Origin of the sequence: Geodermatophilus saharensis, from assembly GCF_900188205.1 — a bacterium.
Taxonomy (GTDB): Bacteria; Actinomycetota; Actinomycetes; order Mycobacteriales; family Geodermatophilaceae; genus Geodermatophilus; species Geodermatophilus saharensis.
In genome coordinates, this window is the sequence record NZ_FZOH01000002.1 from 560079 (window position 1) to 577090 (window position 17012).

14 protein-coding genes and 1 pseudogene are annotated in these 17012 nt (G+C 78.9%); 7 read left to right on the plus strand and 8 right to left on the minus strand.

Features of this window, described 5'->3' with window-relative positions:
• Positions 1-3 precede the first annotated feature (3 nt).
• Genes CHC04_RS06970 through CHC04_RS06980 form a run of 3 tightly spaced genes read right to left on the minus strand, consistent with a single transcriptional unit; the run spans position 4 to position 2397 of the window.
• The gene (locus CHC04_RS06970) at positions 4-300 is read right to left on the minus strand and encodes a hypothetical protein (protein WP_089403122.1); all 297 of its coding nucleotides are present in this window, start codon (positions 298-300) and stop codon (positions 4-6) included.
• Positions 297-1403, minus strand: coding sequence for a zinc-dependent alcohol dehydrogenase family protein (locus CHC04_RS06975; RefSeq protein ID WP_089403123.1), 1107 nt, complete (start codon positions 1401-1403; stop codon positions 297-299). The genes CHC04_RS06970 and CHC04_RS06975 overlap by 4 nt, the downstream gene beginning before the upstream one ends.
• A 10-nt stretch (positions 1404-1413) precedes the next feature.
• Complete coding sequence (locus CHC04_RS06980) at positions 1414-2397, minus strand: universal stress protein (RefSeq protein WP_089403124.1); 984 nt, start codon at positions 2395-2397, stop codon at positions 1414-1416.
• A 212-nt stretch (positions 2398-2609) separates the two neighbouring features.
• Between CHC04_RS06980 and CHC04_RS06985 the strand changes: the two genes are divergently transcribed.
• The 3 genes from CHC04_RS06985 to CHC04_RS06995 are packed head-to-tail and all read left to right on the plus strand — an operon-like array spanning position 2610 to position 4737.
• Complete coding sequence (locus CHC04_RS06985; protein WP_217897209.1) at positions 2610-3281, plus strand: CBS domain-containing protein; 672 nt, start codon at positions 2610-2612, stop codon at positions 3279-3281.
• A complete protein-coding gene (locus tag CHC04_RS06990) occupies positions 3278-4186 on the plus strand; it encodes a universal stress protein (protein ID WP_089403126.1) in 909 nt (302 codons plus the stop codon). The genes CHC04_RS06985 and CHC04_RS06990 overlap by 4 nt, the downstream gene beginning before the upstream one ends.
• A 17-nt stretch (positions 4187-4203) precedes the next feature.
• A complete protein-coding gene (locus tag CHC04_RS06995) occupies positions 4204-4737 on the plus strand; it encodes a flavodoxin domain-containing protein (RefSeq protein WP_217897210.1) in 534 nt (177 codons plus the stop codon).
• A 24-nt stretch (positions 4738-4761) separates the two neighbouring features.
• Here the strand turns inward: CHC04_RS06995 and CHC04_RS07000 are convergent, their stop codons facing one another.
• A complete protein-coding gene (locus tag CHC04_RS07000) occupies positions 4762-5253 on the minus strand; it encodes a universal stress protein (RefSeq protein ID WP_089403128.1) in 492 nt (163 codons plus the stop codon).
• Positions 5254-5459: 206 nt separating this feature from the next.
• Here CHC04_RS07000 and CHC04_RS07005 point away from each other — a divergent pair, with 206 nt between their 5' ends.
• Together CHC04_RS07005 and CHC04_RS07010 are read left to right on the plus strand one after the other, a co-directional pair.
• Positions 5460-5885: a pyridoxamine 5'-phosphate oxidase family protein gene (locus tag CHC04_RS07005; RefSeq protein ID WP_089403129.1), complete on the plus strand. Its 426-nt coding sequence runs from the start codon at positions 5460-5462 to the stop codon at positions 5883-5885.
• A gap of 101 nt (positions 5886-5986) precedes the next feature.
• Positions 5987-7696, plus strand: a complete 1710-nt coding sequence (locus CHC04_RS07010) for a GAF domain-containing sensor histidine kinase (protein WP_089403130.1) — start codon at positions 5987-5989, stop codon at positions 7694-7696.
• Positions 7697-7705: 9 nt separating this feature from the next.
• Here CHC04_RS07010 and CHC04_RS07015 read toward each other — a convergent pair whose 3' ends face one another.
• Positions 7706-8377 carry a response regulator gene (locus CHC04_RS07015; RefSeq protein ID WP_089403131.1) on the minus strand — a complete coding sequence of 224 codons (672 nt, stop codon included), beginning with the start codon at positions 8375-8377 and terminating at the stop codon, positions 7706-7708.
• 243 nt (positions 8378-8620) lie between these two features.
• On the opposite strand from CHC04_RS07015, the gene CHC04_RS24810 reads away from it, so the two are divergent.
• Entirely contained in the window at positions 8621-9475 is an 855-nt protein-coding gene (locus tag CHC04_RS24810; RefSeq protein WP_176449823.1) for a hypothetical protein, read from the plus strand.
• A 143-nt stretch (positions 9476-9618) separates the two neighbouring features.
• Here CHC04_RS24810 and CHC04_RS25505 read toward each other — a convergent pair.
• From CHC04_RS25505 to CHC04_RS07030, 3 genes and pseudogenes are all read right to left on the minus strand, one after another.
• Positions 9619-10020: pseudogene (locus CHC04_RS25505) on the minus strand (flavodoxin domain-containing protein); the annotation flags it as partial.
• Positions 10017-12455 carry an HAD-IC family P-type ATPase gene (locus CHC04_RS07025; RefSeq protein ID WP_217897211.1) on the minus strand — a complete coding sequence of 813 codons (2439 nt, stop codon included), beginning with the start codon at positions 12453-12455 and terminating at the stop codon, positions 10017-10019. The pseudogene CHC04_RS25505 and the gene CHC04_RS07025, both read right to left, overlap by 4 nt.
• Positions 12452-14008: an RIO1 family regulatory kinase/ATPase domain-containing protein gene (locus CHC04_RS07030; RefSeq protein ID WP_141233707.1), complete on the minus strand. Its 1557-nt coding sequence runs from the start codon at positions 14006-14008 to the stop codon at positions 12452-12454. The genes CHC04_RS07025 and CHC04_RS07030 overlap by 4 nt, the downstream gene beginning before the upstream one ends.
• Positions 14009-14268: 260 nt before the next feature.
• Here CHC04_RS07030 and CHC04_RS07035 point away from each other — a divergent pair, with 260 nt between their 5' ends.
• Positions 14269-16674 (plus strand): phosphatase PAP2 family protein, encoded by a 2406-nt coding sequence (locus tag CHC04_RS07035; RefSeq protein WP_141233708.1) that lies wholly within the window; start codon positions 14269-14271, stop codon positions 16672-16674.
• Positions 16675-17012 lie beyond the last annotated feature (338 nt).

Below are 17012 nucleotides of genomic sequence, written 5' to 3' on the forward strand. Positions count from 1 at the left end.
CGGTCAGGACCGGCCGAGCAGCCTCCGCCACCAGCTCCGCGGCGCCGGCGCCGGCTCGGCCGGCGGAACCGGCCCCGCCGACCCGCCCGCCGCCCGGGTGGCGCCGTGCCCGGACCCGGCGGAGCGCCCGTGCTCGGTGGCGCGGGCGTGGCTGAGGTAGTCCTGGACGGCCTGCGGGTCGAGCCGGTGACCGCGGGCGGCGACGTCGTGGCGGGCCTCCCACTGCGCGATGAGCTTCTCGTCCTCGGACATCTCCCGGCGCGGGTGCTCGCCGGGCGTGGGGGCGTCGGACACGGTCATGTCGGGGTCCTCCTGGGGAGTGCGGCTGTCCGGTCCCACGCTCTCTGCCCGGGCGTTCCCGCGGCAGGGGGCGAGGGTCCCGGCGGCCGGGACCTTGGGCCTGCTCGGGCGTGCAGGACGGCGGCACCGGCGAAGCGGCCGTGGGCGAGGTCGGCCAGGGCCCGCGGGGCGTCGTCGAGGGGGTAGGCGGTGGTCGTCGCCCGCACGCCCAGCCGCCCGGCGAGGGCGAGGAACTCCTCGGCGTCGCGGCGGGTGTTGGCCGTGACGCTGCGCAGCCGCCGCTCCTGGAACAGCTCGTCGGCGTAGGACAGCCGCGGTACGTCCGACAGCCAGATGCCGGCGACGGCGAGGGTGCCGCCCCGGTCCAGCGCCCGCAGGGCGCCGGGCACGAGCTCCCCGGCCGGGGCGAACAGGACCGCGCCGTCGAGCGGCTCGGGCGGGGCGTCGCCGGCCCCGCCGACCGAGTCCGCGCCGAGCTCCTGCGCCAGGCGGCGGTTGGCGGCGCCGCGGGTGAGCACGTGCACCCGCAGCCCCTGCGCCAGGGCGAGCTGCGCGGTGAGGTGCGCGCTGCCGCCGAAGCCGTAGACGCCCAGCCGGCCGCCCGGCGGCACCTCGGCGCAGCGCAGCGCCCGGTAGCCGATGATCCCGGCGCACAGCAGCGGCGCGGCCTGCTCGTCGTCGAGACCCTCGGGCAGCCGGTGGGCGAAGCGCTCGTCGACGAGGCAGGCGTCGGCGTAACCGCCGTCGAGGTCCCAGCCGGTGAACCGCGGGTCGGTGCAGAGGTTCTCGTCCCCGCGGCGGCAGAACCGGCAGGTGCCGTCGGTGCGGCCCAGCCACGGCACGCCGACCCGCTCGCCGATGGCGAAGCGGGTCGTTCCCGGGCCGACGGCGTCGACCCGGCCGACCACCTCGTGCCCGGGGACGACGCCCGGCCGCCGCGGCGGGAGGTCCCCCTCGGCGAGGTGCAGGTCGGTGCGGCACACCCCGCAGCAGGTGATCGCCACCCGGACCTGCCCCGCGCCCGGCTCCGGCAGCGCCCGCTCGACCCGGCGCAGCGGCTCCGCGTCGGCCGGCGCCGGCGTGCCCACCACCCACGCGCGCACGGGCCGCCGCTCAGGCCGGCGCGGGTGCGGTGTCGACGCCGGCGGAGGCGGCGGCCGGGGCGGGCTCGGCCCGGCGCGCCACGGGGACCACCAGGACCGGGCAGGCCGCGTGCATGACGCAGTGCAGGGCCACCGACCCGACGAGCAGGCCGCGCACCGCCCCGTGCCCGCGGCTGGCGACCACGAGCAGCGCGGCGTCCCGGGCGCGGGCGACGAGCACGTCGGACGCGCCGCCCTCGACGACCTCGACGTCGACCCGGGGCACGGCGGCGTCCGGGGGCCGGTCGGCGAGGACGGCGTCCACGGCCTCCTCCGCCTTCGCGCGCAGGTCGTCGCGGACCTCGTCGCGGGACGGCGGCACGACGCTGGACAGGTCCACCCACGTGTCGGCGAGCACGAAGCTGGCCACGACGTCGACCTGCGCGCCGGTGCGGGCGGCCTCCTCCACCGCGGCGGACAGGGCCGCCCGGGACGCGGGTGAGCCGTCGAACCCGACCACCACCCGTGGTGGGCCGGCCGGCGCGGCCGCGCGCGGGTGCACGACCAGGACCGGACAGCGGGCGTGGGTGACCGTGTGCAGGGCGACCGAGCCGAGCAGGGCGCTGCGCACCGCGCCGCGGCCGCGGCTGCCCACGACCACCAGCTGGGCCTCCTCCGAGCGGGCGACCAGCCCCACGGCCGGCGGGTCCGGCACGACCTCGACGGTGACGGGGACGCCGGCCGCCCCCGCTCCCTCCGCGCGGACGGCCGCGAGCAGGTCCTCGGCCAGCCGCCGGGTGGCCGCGGCGACGTCCTCGACGACGGGGGCCACACCGCCCGCGCCACCGAGCCAGTACAGGTCACCGGCGTAGCTGCTGAGCACCACGAGCCGGGCCGCGCGGTCCGCGGCGGCGCCCAGGGCCACCGCGAGGGCGGCGCGGGCGGCGGGCGAGCCGTCGACGCCGACGACGACGGGCGGGCCGTCGCCGGCCTGCTGCTGCGGGGAGGTGTCCATCGGGAGTCCTCACGTCGGGTCGGGGCGCCCGGTGCCGGGCATCTCCTCCGACCATGCGCCCCGCCCGACCCGGCGGACCGGGGACCAGGGGCCTCCCCTCGCGGGACCTCCGTCCCCCGCGGCCACGCCTGCCGACCCTGGGGACGCGTGCCCCGGTCTCCCTAGCGTCCGGGGTACCGACCGGAGGAGGAGCCGTGCAGACGAGGGACGTCATGACACGCGAGGTGGTGACCGTGGGCCCGCACACCGCGGTGCGCTACGCCGCCGAGGTGATGGCCGCGCGGGGGTTCGCCGCCCTCCCGGTCGTCGACGCGGACGACCGGCTCGTGGGCATCGTCGCCGAGGCCGACCTGCTCCGCTCGCGGATCCCGGAGGACCCCCGGCTGCACCTGCGTCGCGGCGGCGACCCGGGCGTCGAGCCCCCGCCGGCACTGGTGCACGAGGTGATGACCCGGGACGTGCGCGCGGTCGACGTCACCGCCGACGTCGCCGACGTCGCCCGCCTCTTCGTCGACCAGGGTCTGCGCAGCGTCCCGGTGACCGACGGCGGCCGCCTGGTCGGCATCGTCAGCCGCCGCGACCTCCTGTCGCTGCTGGTGCGGAGCGACGACGACGTGCGGCGCGAGCTGCTGCGCCTGGTGGAGGGCTACACCGGTGAGCTCGACGTCTGGGACGTCGCCGTGCGCGACGGCGCGGCGACCATCCGGCGGCTCCGCGGCGGGCCCCAGGGCTCCGAGGAGGTCGAGCGCCGGGCGCTGACCGCGCTCGCGCTGACCGTCGGGGGCGTCGCGGACGTCCGCGTGCTGCCTCCCCAGGACGCGGGGACCGCCGGTGACGAGCCGGTCCGTCCGCTGTCCGACCGGGCCGCGGGGGTCAGGCCGTGACGCGGGCCGCGCGGACGGTCGTCGTCGGGATCGACGGGTCCGACACCGCGCGGGAGGCCGCCGCGGTCGCCGTCGACGAGGCCGCGCGCCGCGGAACCGCCCTGCACCTGGTCCACGTACTGCCCTGGGCGGCTGCCGGACCGGCGGTGCAGGGGACCGGTGTCACCGGGCCCGACGTGGGCGGGCTGCTCCGCGCAGCCGCCGAGGCGGACCTGCGGGCGGCGGCCGGGGACGCCGCCGACGTCCTCGGACCCGATCGCGTCAGCTGGTCGATCGTCCCCGGCGACCCCGCGGACGCGCTGACCGGCGAGGCGCGGGGGACCGAGCTGCTCGTCCTGGGCAGCCGGGGCGTGGGCGGGGTCTCGGACCTGCTGCTGGGGTCGACCGCCGCCGCGGTCCTCACGGCACCGCCGTGCCCGGTGCTGCTCCTCCCCGACGCGACGGCCGCGGTGGTCCGGCCACGGACCTCGGTCGTCGCGGCGGTCGCCGGGGGGCCCGCCGACGACGCCGTGCTGGCGTTCGCGTTCGCCGAGGCCTCGATGCGGGCGACGGACCTGCTCGCCGTGCACGCCTGGCAGGACCCCGCCCTGGAGACCGCGGTGCTGTCGACCGGCCCGCTGGTCGACTGGGCCGGGGTCCTCGCCGACGAGCAGCGCGTGCTGGCGGAGGCGCTGGCCGGCTGGCGGGACAAGGAGCCCGACGTCCCCGTCCGCGAGGCGGTGGTCCGCGACCGGCCGGCCCGGGCCCTGCTCGCGGCCGGGCTGACGGCGGAACTGCTGGTGGTCGGTGCGCGCCGTCACCACGGGCCGGCGCGACTGCGGTCGACCACCCACGCGGTGGTGCACCGGCCGGTCTGTCCCGTCGCGGTGGTGCCGACGACCGACGCCCCGGGCGGCGTGCGGTGACCGGCCGGCGGGTGTTGGTGACCGCCGCCAGCCGGCACGGCTCGACGGCGGAGATCGCCTCGGTGCTCGCCGCGGAGATCGCCGGCTGCCCGGCCGGCCGCGACGCGGCACTGAGCGCCGCCGCGGTGCCGGCGGGAGCCGGCCCCGACCCGGCGTCCTGGGACGCGGTGGTGCTCGGCAGCGCCGTCTACGGCGGCCGCTGGCTCGCCCCGGCCCACGACCTCGCCGTCCGGCACGTGGCGGACCTGCGACGCAAGCCGGTGTGGCTGTTCTCCAGCGGGCCGATCGGCGCACCACCGTTCCCGCCGGACGAGCCCTACGACGTCGGCACGCTGACCGCGCTCCTCCCCGTGCACGGGACCCGGGTCCTCCCCGGCCGGCTCGACCCGGCCCGGCTGCGGTTCGAGGAGCGGGCGATGGTCACCGCGATGCGCGCGCCGGTCGGCGACTTCCGGGACTGGGAGGCCGTGCGGGCGTGGGCCCGCGAGATCGCAGGCGTCCTGGCCGCCGAGGAGCCCGCGGCGCGGCGCGAGCCGATGACCCCGGCCTGAGCCGCGCGGTACCCACCGGCGAGATCAGACCAGTGGCTGCCCGGTGTCCCCGATGCGCGGGGTGGTGCCCGACCGCACCACGGTGACCGGGCAGCGGGCCTCGCGCAGCACGGCCTGCGCCAGCGACCCGAGCCGGCCCATCGCGCCACCCCACCCGCGGACCCCGACCACCAGCATCTCCGCGCCGGCCGACGCCCCCACCACCGCCTCGGCCGGCGCGGCGTGCACCGCGCGGCAGGTCACCGGCAGGTCGTCGGGCAGCCCGGCCGCGGCGACGTCGTCGGCCAGCGCCTGCTCGACGGCGCGCTCGTAGTCGGCCATCGGCGGCACGTAGCCCGGCTCCCAGGTGTCCGGCCGCGGCGCGGTCGGGATGCTCCACGCCCGCACCACGGTGAGCGGCAGACCGGCTCGGCCGGCCAGCCGCCCGGCCCAGGCCAGCGCCTCGCGCGCGCAGGCGGAGCCGTCCACCCCCACCACGATGCCGCCCCGCTGCCCCGACCCCGCCGTCGACTCCACCGCGTGCCTCCTCCTGCCGTCGTCTGGCCCCGACCTTGCCACGCACGGCGCGCCGGCGGGACGGGTCCGAGGTCCCCGCGCTCGGGCCCGACGACGGGCCACCCGGCCCGCCCATCCGGGACGGAGGTCCCTGACCGCACCACGGCCGGTGCTGGGACCGTGGGCGTTCGGGGCGCCCGACCCAGCGGCGCGGAGGGGGGACGGGCGTGACCAGCCACCGGCGGGACCTGAGCGACGAGGAGTGCCGACGGCTGGTCGCCGGGGCCCGCGTCGGTCACCTGGCCTTCACGCGCGACGCCCTGCCGGCCGTGGTGCCGGTCCGCTACGTCGTCGACGGGGACCGGCTGGCCGTCCCGGCGCACCCCGGCGACGACCACCTGCTCCCCCACCGCGGCGGCGTGGTGGTGCTGTGCGTGGACCAGTTCGACGGCGACCACGGCTGGGCGGTCTCGGTCGTGGGGCCCGCCCGGACCGTCACCGACCCGGCCTCCGTCGAGGCGTGGGACGCGGCCGGGTGGCCCCGCGACCCGGTGCCGGGCGACGGCCACGGGTACGTGGTGCTGCAGGCCACGATCCTGCGCGGCTGGCGGGTCCTGCCGGTCGCCGCGCCGGCCGAGCAGCGCCCGGCGTGACCCGTCCGCCGCGTGACCGTCCCGGCACTCCGGGGCCTGTACCGGCGGACCCGGGGGTGCCACGCTGGGCGGACGATCACCGCCGGCCAGCAGGGACCCCGATGAGCTCCACCGAGACCACCCGCGGCTCCGACCCGGCCGCCGAGTCCTCGCTCGCGGGGATGCGCCTGACCGAGCTCATCGGCGAGGTGCAGGACCGGCTGGCCGCCGTCGCCCGCAACCAGGCCCGCGTCCAGCAGCTCCTGGACGCCTTCCTCGCCGTCTCCTCAGGGCTGGACCTGGAGACGACGCTGCGGCGGATCGTCGAGAGCGCCTGCGACCTGGTCGACGCCCGCTACGGCGCGCTCGGCGTGCTGGCCCCGCAGGGTGGCCTCGCGGCGTTCATCCACGTCGGCATCGACCCCGAGACGGCCGCCGCCATGGGGTCGCTGCCGGAGGGCAAGGGGGTGCTGGGGCAGCTGATCACCGAGCCGTACCCGCTGCGGATCAGCGACCTGGGCACGCACCCGTCGTCGGTGGGCTTCCCGCCCGGCCACCCGCAGATGCGCAGCTTCCTGGGCGTCCCGGTCCTGGTGCGGGGCACGGTCTTCGGCAACCTCTACATGACCGAGAAGCGGCACGGGGAGTTCACCGCCGAGGACGAGGCCGTGCTGACCGCGCTGGCCGGGGCCGCGGGCGTGGCCGTGGACAACGCCCGGCTCTACGAGGAGGCCGAGGAGCGGCGCCGGTGGGCCACCGCCCTCTCCGACGTGCGGGCCGCCCTGCTCGAACCCGACGCCGGCGAGCGGGCGCTGCAGCTGATCGCCGAGCGGGTCGCCGCGCTGACCGCCGCCGACGCCGCGTGGATCGTGGTCGGCCCGGACGCCGGGTCCTGCTACGAGGTGCAGGTGCAGGTCGGCGACGGGCTGGAGGACCTCACCGGCCGCCGGCTGGACACGGCGACCAGCCCCGTCCTGGACGCCGCGTCCCGGTCCGAGGGGTTCGTCACGCTCGACATGAGCGGCCTGGCCTACGAGGGCCCCAACGCGCACGTCGACTGGGGCCCGTGCCTGGCCGTCCCCCTGCGGTCGACCCAGGCCGAGCCGGCGGTGGTCATCGCCGCCCGGCGGGCCGGCGCCGCATCGTTCGACCCGTCGGTGGCCGCGCTCGTCGAGGCCTTCGCCGACCAGACGGCGGTCGCGCTCGACCTCGCCGCGCAGCAACGGCTGGCCCGTCAACTGGACGTCTACGAGGACCGCGACCGCATCGCCCGCGACCTGCACGACCACGTCATCCAGCGGGTCTTCGCCGCGGGCCTGGGCCTGCAGTCGGTGCTCCCCCGGGTGGGCGACCCGCAGGCGCAGCGCCGGATCCGCGACGTCGTGGCCCAGCTCGACGAGACCGTCCGCGACATCCGCACGAGCATCTTCGACCTGCACACCACCGACTCCTCCGACGACGGCGGCCTGCGCCGGCGGGTCCTCGACACGGTCGCCGGCACGGCCGGGGACCTGGAGTCCACCGTCCGCACGTCGGGCGCGGTCGACTCCCTCGTCACCGGGGACCTCGCGACCGACGTCGTCGCCGTGGCCCGGGAGGCGGTGAGCAACGCCGCCCGCCACTCCGGCGCCCGGCACGTGACCGTCACCCTCGACGTCGGCGACGAGGTGGTGCTGGAGGTGGTCGACGACGGCCGGGGCATCGACGCCCGCGCCGCGCGCAGCGGGCTGCGCAACCTGGCCGAGCGGGCCCGCCGTCGCGGTGGCGACCTCGAGGTCGGGGCGCTGCCCGACGGCGGGACGCGGCTGCGCTGGTGGGCGCCGCTGACCTGAGGGAGCCGCTCAGTCCCTGCGGGTCGAGCCCGAGCGCAGCTCGGTGGCCAGCACCGCGGCCTGCGTGCGCCGCTCGAGCCCCAGCTTGGCCAGCAGGTGGGACACGTAGTTCTTCACCGTCTTCTCGGCCAGGAACATGCGCTCGCCGATCTGCCGGTTGGTCAGGCCCTCGCCGATCAGCTGGAGCACGGTCCGCTCCTGCTCGCTGAGCCGCGCCAGCGGTCCCGCAGGCTCCGCGGCGCGCCGCATCCGGTCGAGCACCGCGGTGGTGGCCGCGGGGTCGAGCAGCGAGCCGCCGGCGGCGACGGTGCGCACCGCGCCCACGAGGTCGGCGCCGAGGATCTGCTTGAGCAGGTAGCCCGAGGCCCCGGCCATGATCGCCTCGAACAGGGCCTCGTCGTCGCTGTAGCTGGTCAGCATGATGACGCGCAGGTCGGGCATCCGGCTGCGCAGCTCGCGGCACACCGTCACGCCGTCGCCGTCGGGCAGCCGGACGTCGAGCACGGCCACGTCCGGGCGCAGGGCCGGCACCCGGGCCATCGCCTCCGCGGCGTTCTTCGCCTCCCCGACGACGGTGATCCCCGGGTCGCCCCCGAGCACGTCGGCCACCCCGCGACGCACCAGCTCGTGGTCGTCGAGCAGGAACACCCGGATCGGGGCCTGCTGCCCGTCGTCGGTCACCCGTCACCTCCCCGTCCGCCGTCGCCGGCACCCGCCGCCGTCGCCCGGCGATCGCCCCCGAGGCTAGGCGGTCGACCGGCCCCGGCGCCCGGGGCCGAAGGTCCCGGGAACGGGCCCTACGGCCCTGCCCGCTCCCCGTCCGCGGCGGCACGGTCTCCCCATGGACGACACCCCTCCCCGGGTCCCGCCCGTCCCCGCTGCCGGTCCGTCCCCCCGCGACACCGGCTCCGGGCACGGCGTCCCGTGACCCGGGCCCCGCTGCACGGGGGCGACGGCTCCCGGCAGGTGGGCGCCGCCAGCGCCCGCCGGCTGGCTCCGGTGACGGCCGTCCTCGCGGTCGCGGTGGCCGCCGTGGCCGTCCTCGGGCCGCTCCCGGACCGCCGGCTCGAGGGCGCGGACGTCGTCGCCCTGGTCGCCGTCGCCCCGCTGACCCTGCTCGCCGCGGCGATGGTGCGCCGCTGCTCCCCGGCCGGGCCGCTGCTGGCCCTCGGCACCTCGCTGGGCGCCGGGTACCTGGCCGCCGAGCGGGTCCCCGGCCGCGCCGGCGTGCCCGGTGCCGACGGGGTCCACCTGCCGGTGTCCGTGGCGGTGCTCGTGCTCTGCGCCGCCGTGGCGGTCGGCTCGTGGCGGGCGGTGCCGCAGGCGACCGCGGTCTTCGACCGGCCCAGCCGCCGCCTGATCGGCGTGCTGCTGCTCGCCGCCGGCACGTCCGTCGCCGGCCGGGACCCCGCCCTGCTGCTGCCCGCCGCGGCCACCGGCGTCGGCCTCCTGCGCGGGGCGCGGTGGGCCGGCCCGGCCGCGTTCGCCGTCTCCGGCTGCCTGGCACTCGTCGCCGCGGAGGCGAGCGCCACGACGTGGACCGCACCCCTGCCCGGTGCGGCGGGCCCGGCCGCCGGCGCGCTGACGGCGACGGTGCTCGGGGCGGTCGGCGCGTCGCCGGCGGTCCTGTGCTGGACCGCGGTCGTCCGGACCCGGCGCCAGGCCTGGGCGGCCCCCGTGCCGCGCCGCGAGGCGGCCGTGGCGATCCCGGTCCCGCGGGGCGCCGGGACGGGGGCCACCCGCGTCCCGGCGCCCCGCCGCGCCGGGGACCGGCCGTGACCGGCGACCGACCGGCGGGTGGGTCGGCGCTGCGGGCGCGCGGTGACCAGTGCGGCCGCGATGGACCTCCCCCACTCCCGGGCGCCGTCCGGGTCGCGGGTGTCCCCCGCGGGCAGGAGCAGCAGTCCCGCGACGGCCCGCTCGACGGGGCCCGACCGGGCGCGGTCCAGCAGGCCGGGGAACACGCGGTGCTCGCGGGCCCGGGTCAGCGCCAGGACCTCCCCGACGTCGAGCAGTTCCTCCGGCGGGCGGGCGTGCTCGCCGAGCGGGCCGCTGGAGAACAGCCAGACCGGGCGGTCCCACAGGTCGATCGCGCAGCGCAGCACCGTGTCCCGCGCCGTCTCCAGCCAGTGCCCGTGGTAGACGGCGCTGCCGATCACGACCGCGTCGTGGCCGCGCACGTCGTCGACCTCGGTGACGGGGCGGACGTCGACGACGGCGCCGTCGCCGGGACCGCGGCGCAGGCCGTCGGCCACCGCCTCGGCGACCCCGACCGTGCCCCCGTGCCGGCTGGCCACCGCGACGAGGACCCGCTCGCCGCTCACCGCGCCTCCCGTGCGGCGGCCGGTCGCGACCGCCGCACTCCCGGCAGCCGGGCGACGAGCTCGACCAGCACCACGCCGACGACGCCCGGCACGGTGCCGGCCAGCACCACCGGCGGCGAGACGGCCAGCAGCAGGACGTCCTCCCGCAGCACCGGGACGGCGAGCACGGCGACGACCACCGCCGCCATCGCGGCCACCAGGGCCACCCGCCCCGCGGTCAGCGGCCGGGCCAGCACGAGCACCGTCCACAGCGCGGTGACCAGCACCGCGAGCAGCGCCGCCGTCCGCGCCGCGGGCACCCCGCCGGCGGGCTGCAGTCCCCGGGTCAGGGCGTACGCGGCGTAGGAGACCCCGCCGGTGACCACGCCCACGGGCACGGAGAAGGTCAGCACCCGGCGCAGGAAGCCCGGCCGGTAGCGGCGCCGGTTCGGGGCGAGCGCCAGCACGAAGCCGGGCACGCCGATGGTCACCGCGGAGACCAGGGTCAGCTGCACCGGCGCCAGCGGGTAGGCCACCAGCGTGGCCACGGTGACCAGCGACAGCACCAGGCTGTAGACGTTCTTGACCAGGAACAGGTTCGCCGCCCGCTCGATGTTCGCGATGACCCGCCGGCCCTCGGCCACGGCGTGCGGCAGCGCGGCGAACCGGCCGTCGAGCAGCACCAGCTGGGCCACCGCGCGGGTCGCCGGGGAGCCGTTGCCCATCGCGACGCCGACGTCGGCGTCCTTGAGCGCCAGGGCGTCGTTGACGCCGTCGCCGGTCATCGCCACCACGTGCCCGCGGCGCTGCAGCGCCCGCACGACCGCCCGCTTCTGCTGCGGGGTCACCCGGCCCACGACCGACGCCGACTCCAGCACGCCGGCCAGCGCGTCGGGGTCCTCGGGCAGCGTCCGGGCGTCGACGGCGTCGGCCGCGCCCGACACCCCGGGCAGGCCCACCGCGGCCGCGACGGCGCCGACGGTCCGCGGGTTGTCCCCGGAGAGCACCTTCAGCGCCACCCCCTGCTCGGTGAAGTAGCGCAGCACCTCGGCGGCGTCCTCGCGGACCCGTTCGGCGAGCAGCACGAGCGCCACGGGGACCAGCCCGGCGGGCAGCCGCGGGGTGCCCGCGTCCGCCGGCCACGGTGCGGCCGCGCAGGCCAGCAGCAGCACCCGGCGACCCTCCGCGGCCAGGGCGTCGGCGCGGTCGCGGGCCGCTGCGTCGGCCGGCCCGGCGGGGGCGGGCAGCACCAGCTCGGGCGCACCGAGCACCCACGTCGTGCCGGCGGCCGTGCGCACGGCCGACCACTTGCGCGCCGAGTCGAAGGGCACGGCGCCGGCCGCCTGCTCGCGGCCCGGGTCGGGGAAGGCCGCCGCCAGGGCGCGGGCGGTGGCGTTGCCCGCGTCGGCGGCGGCGAGCAGCGCGAGGGCCCGCTCGGCGCCGGGGTCCGCGCGCAGCCGCTCGAGCCGGTCGAAGGCGAGGTCGCCGTGGGTCAGCGTGCCGGTCTTGTCGAGGCAGACGACGTCGACGCGGGCCAGCCCCTCGACGGCGGGCAGCTCCTGCACCAGCGTCCGCCGCCGGGCCAGGCCCGCGGCGCCGAGGAGGAACGCCAGCGTGGTGAGCAGGACCAGCCCCTCCGGGACCATCCCGACCAGCGCCCCGACGGTGCCGGTGACCGCGTCCCGCCAGCCGTCGTTCTCCGGGGACCGGAACTGGCTCCACAGCACCGCCGGGCCGACCACGAGCAGGCCCAGGGCGATCCAGCGCAGCAACCGGGTGGTCCCGGCGACCAGCTCCGAGTGCGTGCGGGTGAACACCTTCGCCTGCGCGGCCAGCCGGGCGGCGTAGCCGTCGTCGCCGACGGCGGTGGCCTGCACCCGGCCGCTGCCGGCCACCACGATCGAGCCGGACAGGACCGGGTCGCCGATCCCCTTGGCCACGGCGTCGGCCTCGCCGGTGAGCAGCGACTCGTCGACGGCGAGTCCCCGGGAGGCGCGCACCACGCCGTCGACGGGGACCTGGTCGCCGGCGCGCAGCACCAGCAGGTCGTCGAGGACCACCTCCGCGACCGGCACCTCGCGCTCGGCGCCGTCGCGCACCGGCCGGGCGCGCGGTGCCTGCAGGACCGCCAGCCGGTCGAGGGTCCGCTTGGCGCGCAGCTCCTGCACGATCCCGACGACGGCGTTGACCACGACCACCCCGCCGAAGAGCGCGTTCTGCCAGCGCCCGGCGAGGACCATGGTCACCCACAGCGCGGCGAGCAGGCCGTTGAAGAACGTGAGCACGTTGGCCCGCACGATCTGCCCGACGGTCCGGCTGGTCCGGGTCGTCACGGTGTTGACCCGACCGGCCGCCACCCGCTCGGCCACCTGGGCCGAGGTCAGGCCGCTCGCCGCCGTCGGGGAGGCGTCGGCCACGCGGGCGGGCGGGGCCGCGGGCGCCGGGCCGGCGGTCACAGCAGGCCGCCGGCGCGCAGGTTGAGCACCACGAGCACCGCGGCGAGCACCGCCCCGCCGCCGGTGGCCACGGCCAGCAGCAGGCGCCGGGCGCTCCACCGCTGCACCCGGATCCGCGGGTGCGGCGGGAGCTGTTCGCGCAGCCGTCCGACCAGGTCCCGGCCGTCCTCGGCCAGCATCCTGCGCAGCTGGGTGGGGAGCGTGAGCGAGGAGGTCGTGGCCACCGCCTCGGCCAGCTCCGCGTCGGTGAACTGCCGCCGCGCCCGGTCGAGCACCCGGTCGGGCCCCGCGACGAGCGCACAGGTCAGCAGCGCGTTCCCCAGGTCGGCCGCCTGCCGCCACCGGCTGGGCCGCAGCTCCCCGAACGAGACGTCGACGAGGACCACGCGCTCGCCGTCCTGGACGAGCACGTTGGAGGGCTTGAGGTCGCGGTGCGCGGCACCGGCCGACCACAGCAGCCGGACCTGGCGCAGGAGGTCGTCGACGACGGCGTCGGCCGGCGCCGACCGCCGGATCTCGACCGTGCGGGGCACGAGCTCGGTGACCAGCAGGTACTCCCGGCCGGGCACCACCTCGACGACGCCCATCGGCTCGGGCACCCGGACGCCGCCGTCGCGCAGCAGCCGCAGCATGTAGTCCTCGTGCTCGACCAGCCGGCGCACGGAGGCGAACGGCGCCTCGTCCTCCAGCCGGCCGAAGCGGAGCACCCGCAGCAGCTTGTACCAGCGGTCCGACCGCAGGTGGGTGGTCGAGTAGAGCTTGGCGAACAGGGCGCCCGGCGGGCCGGAGGCCAGGACCAGCCGGCACGGCGTGGAGCCGGCCGAGCCGTCGAGCCGGTAGGGCTCGACGGCGAGGACGTCGACGCCGAGCTGCTCGAGCACCGCCGCGCGCACCCGGGCGGTGCGGGCCGCGTCGAGCGCCAGGTGGGCGGCCACGCGCCGGTGCCAGGCGACGGGGAAGGCGTCCTCGGGCGCGAGCACCGTGCACACCAGGGCCGCGGTCCCGACCCCGAGCGCGACGGCGGCGAGCGCGACCGAGGCGCCGTCGAGACCGAGGGAGACGCGGGGCACCACGGCGGTGGTCAGCAGGGCCGCCACGGCGACCCAGCCCCACCACCGGGCCCGGCCCGAGGGCGTCAGCACGTGCAGGGTCGCCACGGACACCGTGGCCAGGACCACGACGGGCCAGGCGGAGAGCTCGACGGCGGCCGGCGTCCCGGTGACCTCGGCGCGGACGGCGCGCACGAACACGCCCTCCCCGGCGGCCAGCTGGGCGATCCCGGCGACGACCGAGATCGTGCCCAGGTACACGAGCAGGTGCCGCCACCGCGCCGTCCACACCAGCACCAGGGCCGTGGGCACCCACAGGCAGCGGTAGCCGAGCACCGCGCCGATCCGCGCGAGCTCGGCCGCCCGGGGGTGCCGCTCCGCCGGGCCGGCCAGCTCGGCGACGGCCCGGTCGACCCCGAGCAGCCCGCCGGGCCGGTCGGCGAGCACGAGCAGCACGACGGCGGCGGCCACCACCGCCGTCCACCCCCAGACCGCGGGGGGCACACGCCGGGACAGCAGCCGGTCACGACCCGAGGGACGCCGCCGCGCCGTCCCCCCGGGCCAGGAGGGCCGTCGCGGCCGGACGGCTGGCGCCCGCGTGCGGGAGACCCCGGCGCGCTGCCCGCGCACGGGAGCGGCCGGTCCGGGAGCGGTCACCGGCCCAGACTGGGTCCTGGGACGGGTCCGCGTCCTGGGCCGGGCGGCACCGCGAGCAGGGTCGGAGGACCCTGCCCGGCGCCGTGGCCGGGCGCTGGACTGGCCCGGTGACCAGCCGCACCGTCCCTGGGGGACGGGCCTCGCACGCCGTCGCTCCCCCGGCCCCCGCCGGACGCCGGTCCCCCGAGCGGATGCCGGCCGACCTGGTGCGCGTGGCGCTCGGGCTCGTCGTCCTGGGGATCGGCGTCCTCATCGCCCAGCGGGGGCAGCTCCCGGTCCTCGAGCGGGACCTCTTCCGGCTGTTCAACGACCTGCCGGCCGGCATCCTGCCGGCCGTCTGGGTGGTCATGCAGCTGGGGAACGTCCTCGCCGTCCCGGCGCTCGCGGTCGCGGCCGCCGTCGGGCGGCACTTCCGCGCGGCGCGCGACCTCCTCGTGTCGGGCCTGGCCGCCTACCTGGCCGCCGACCTGGTCAAGTCGCTGGTCGGCCGGGAGCGGCCCGCGGGCCTGCCGGTCGGCGCGGTGCTGCACGAGGGTCCGATCGGCGGCGCCGGCTTCGTCTCCGGGCACTCGGCGGTGGCCGCGGCCCTGGCCACGGCCGCCGCCCCGTACCTGACCCGGCGGGGCCGCCGGGTCGCCTGGGCGCTGGCCTGGTCGGTGGCGCTCGCCCGCGTGTACGTGGGCGCCCACCTGCCCCTCGACGTCGTGGGCGGCGTCGCCCTGGGCTGGGCGATCGGGTCGCTCGTGCACTGGGTGTTCGGGGTGCCGGCGCGGGAGGTGCCGCCCGGCCGCGTCGAGGCCCTGCTGCAGCGCTTCGGGCTGCCGGTCACCGGGGTGGTCGCCGCCCCGGTGCGGGCCCGCAGCTCGCAGCCGTTCCAGGCGGTCGACGCCGACGGCAACCGGCTGTACGTGAAGTACCTGGAGCCCGACCGGCACGAGCGGGACCGGCTGCACCGGCTGTGGCGGCTGTTCGTCGCCGGGGACGTGAAGGACGCCGACGCCCTGGCGCCGCTGGGCCACCAGGCCGAGCACGAGGCCGTCGCCGCCCTCACGGCCGAGCGGCGCGGGGTCCGGGTGCCGTCGGTGCTGCTGGCCCGGGGCGGCGAGGGGGACGCGGTCGTCGTGCAGCAGTACGTCGAGGGCCGGCCGCTGGACGAGCTGGGGCAGGCGGAGCGGGACCCCGGCCTGCTGCGCGCGGTCTGGGGCGAGGTGGCCCGGATGCACGCCGCGGGGGTGGCGCACCGCGACCTCGTGGCCTCCAGCGTGCTGGTCGACCCGGAGGGCCGGCCGTGGGTGGTCGACTTCGGCAACGCCCGCACCGGGGCCACCGACGACGAGAAGGCGGTCGACGTCGCCGAGCTGCTGGCCTCGCTGGCCGCCGCGCCCGACACCACCTGCGACCCCGGGGAGCTGACGGCCGCGGCGATCGAGGTCCTCGGGGAGCCGGCCGTCGCCGCGGCGCTGTCCTCCCTGACGCCGCTGGCGCTCTCCTCGGAGACCCGGCGGCGGCTGCGTGCCGACCCCTCGCGCCTGGCCGCCCTGCGCACCGCCGTCCACGCCCGGCTGGACCTGCCCGACCCCGGCCGCCCGGCGTTCCCGCCGGCGGGTCCGGCCGCCCGGACCCTCGTGCTCGCCGGCTGTGCCGTCGCCGTCGCGGGCCCGGTGCTGGCGGCCGGACCCGGCGCGACCGCGGGCAGCATCGGACCGCAGGGCTGGCGCTGGCTCGGCGCGGCATTGCTGCTCGCCGCCGCCACGGCGCTGGCCCGGGCCACCGCGGTCCGGTACGCCGCGGACCGGCGGGTGTCGGTCGGCCGGGCACTGGTCGTGACGCTGGTCGCCCGCAACGTGGGACTCGTGCACGGCCGGGACGGCGAGCGCCGGGCCCGCGCGCGACTGCTCGAGCGGGCCGGGCTGCTGCCGCCGGCCGCGCACGCGGCGACGAAGCGGACGGCGGTGGCCGGGCTGGTCGCGGCGGCCGCGGTGACGGTGGCCGCGGTCGCGCTCACCTTCGTGGAGGGCTCCACGCCCGACTGGCGCTCCCCCGCCGACGCCCTGCCCGCGGCGGCCGCCGGTCTGGCCGCGTGGCTGCTGGTGGGCGCCGGCCAGCTGTCGGCCCGCCGCTCCGGCGGCGGGCCCGACGCGCCGGCGCCGCCGGGCCCCGCGGCGTCGCGGCGCGACCTCGCGCCCCTGGTGTCCTGGGCGGTCCTGGCCGCCGCGCTGGAGGCCGCCGTCCTGGCCGCCGCGGTCCAGGCGACCGGTGGGGGGGTCCCGCTCCTCGCCCTGACCGGCTGCTACGCGGCTCTGCGCCTGGTGTGGATGGCGGTGCCGGCCTCCGGGCTGCCCGGGGTGCCCGAGGCCCTGCTTGTCCTGCTGCTCGTGGCGCTCGGGATCCCGGTGGCCGCCGCCTGCGCCGCCGTCCTCGTCACCCGGTCGCTCACCACCTGGGGACCGGCCGTGGTCGGCCTGCTGCTCGACCGGCGGGCCGGGCACCCGGACGGCCCGACCGGGTCCTGACCCGGCCCGGCGGTCCCGTCGGCCCGCGGGCGCGAGGCCCCGGCCGGACGGGACCGACAGCCCGGGTGGCACCGCCCCGGATCCCGTGGACTCCTCCCGTGGTCATCGACACCGTGCCGGCCGGCTTCGCCTCCGGCGTCGGCGTCAACGCGGCGGTGTTCTCCTCGTACGGCTTCTCCGCCGCGGCGACCACGCGGGCGGTGGCGCTCACCGGCGTCTGGACAACCTGGTCGAGCTGGGCACCCCCGCGGCGGCGCCGGCCGGCCTGGTGCTGGTGGCGGACGTACCGCCCGGGCTCGCGGTGGCCGCCGGGCTGGGCAGCGCCCTGCTGCTGCTCG

What these genes read in the sequence shown, in the direction of transcription:
- CHC04_RS06970 (WP_089403122.1), bottom strand. Translation starts at nt 300, where the DNA reads ATGACCGTGTCCGACGCCCCCACGCCCGGCGAGCACCCGCGCCGGGAG.
- CHC04_RS06980 (WP_089403124.1), bottom strand. Translation starts at nt 2,397, where the DNA reads ATGGACACCTCCCCGCAGCAGCAGGCCGGCGACGGCCCGCCCGTCGTC.
- CHC04_RS06985 (WP_217897209.1), top strand. Translation starts at nt 2,610, where the DNA reads ATGACACGCGAGGTGGTGACCGTGGGCCCGCACACCGCGGTGCGCTAC.
- CHC04_RS07010 (WP_089403130.1), top strand. Translation starts at nt 5,987, where the DNA reads ATGAGCTCCACCGAGACCACCCGCGGCTCCGACCCGGCCGCCGAGTCC.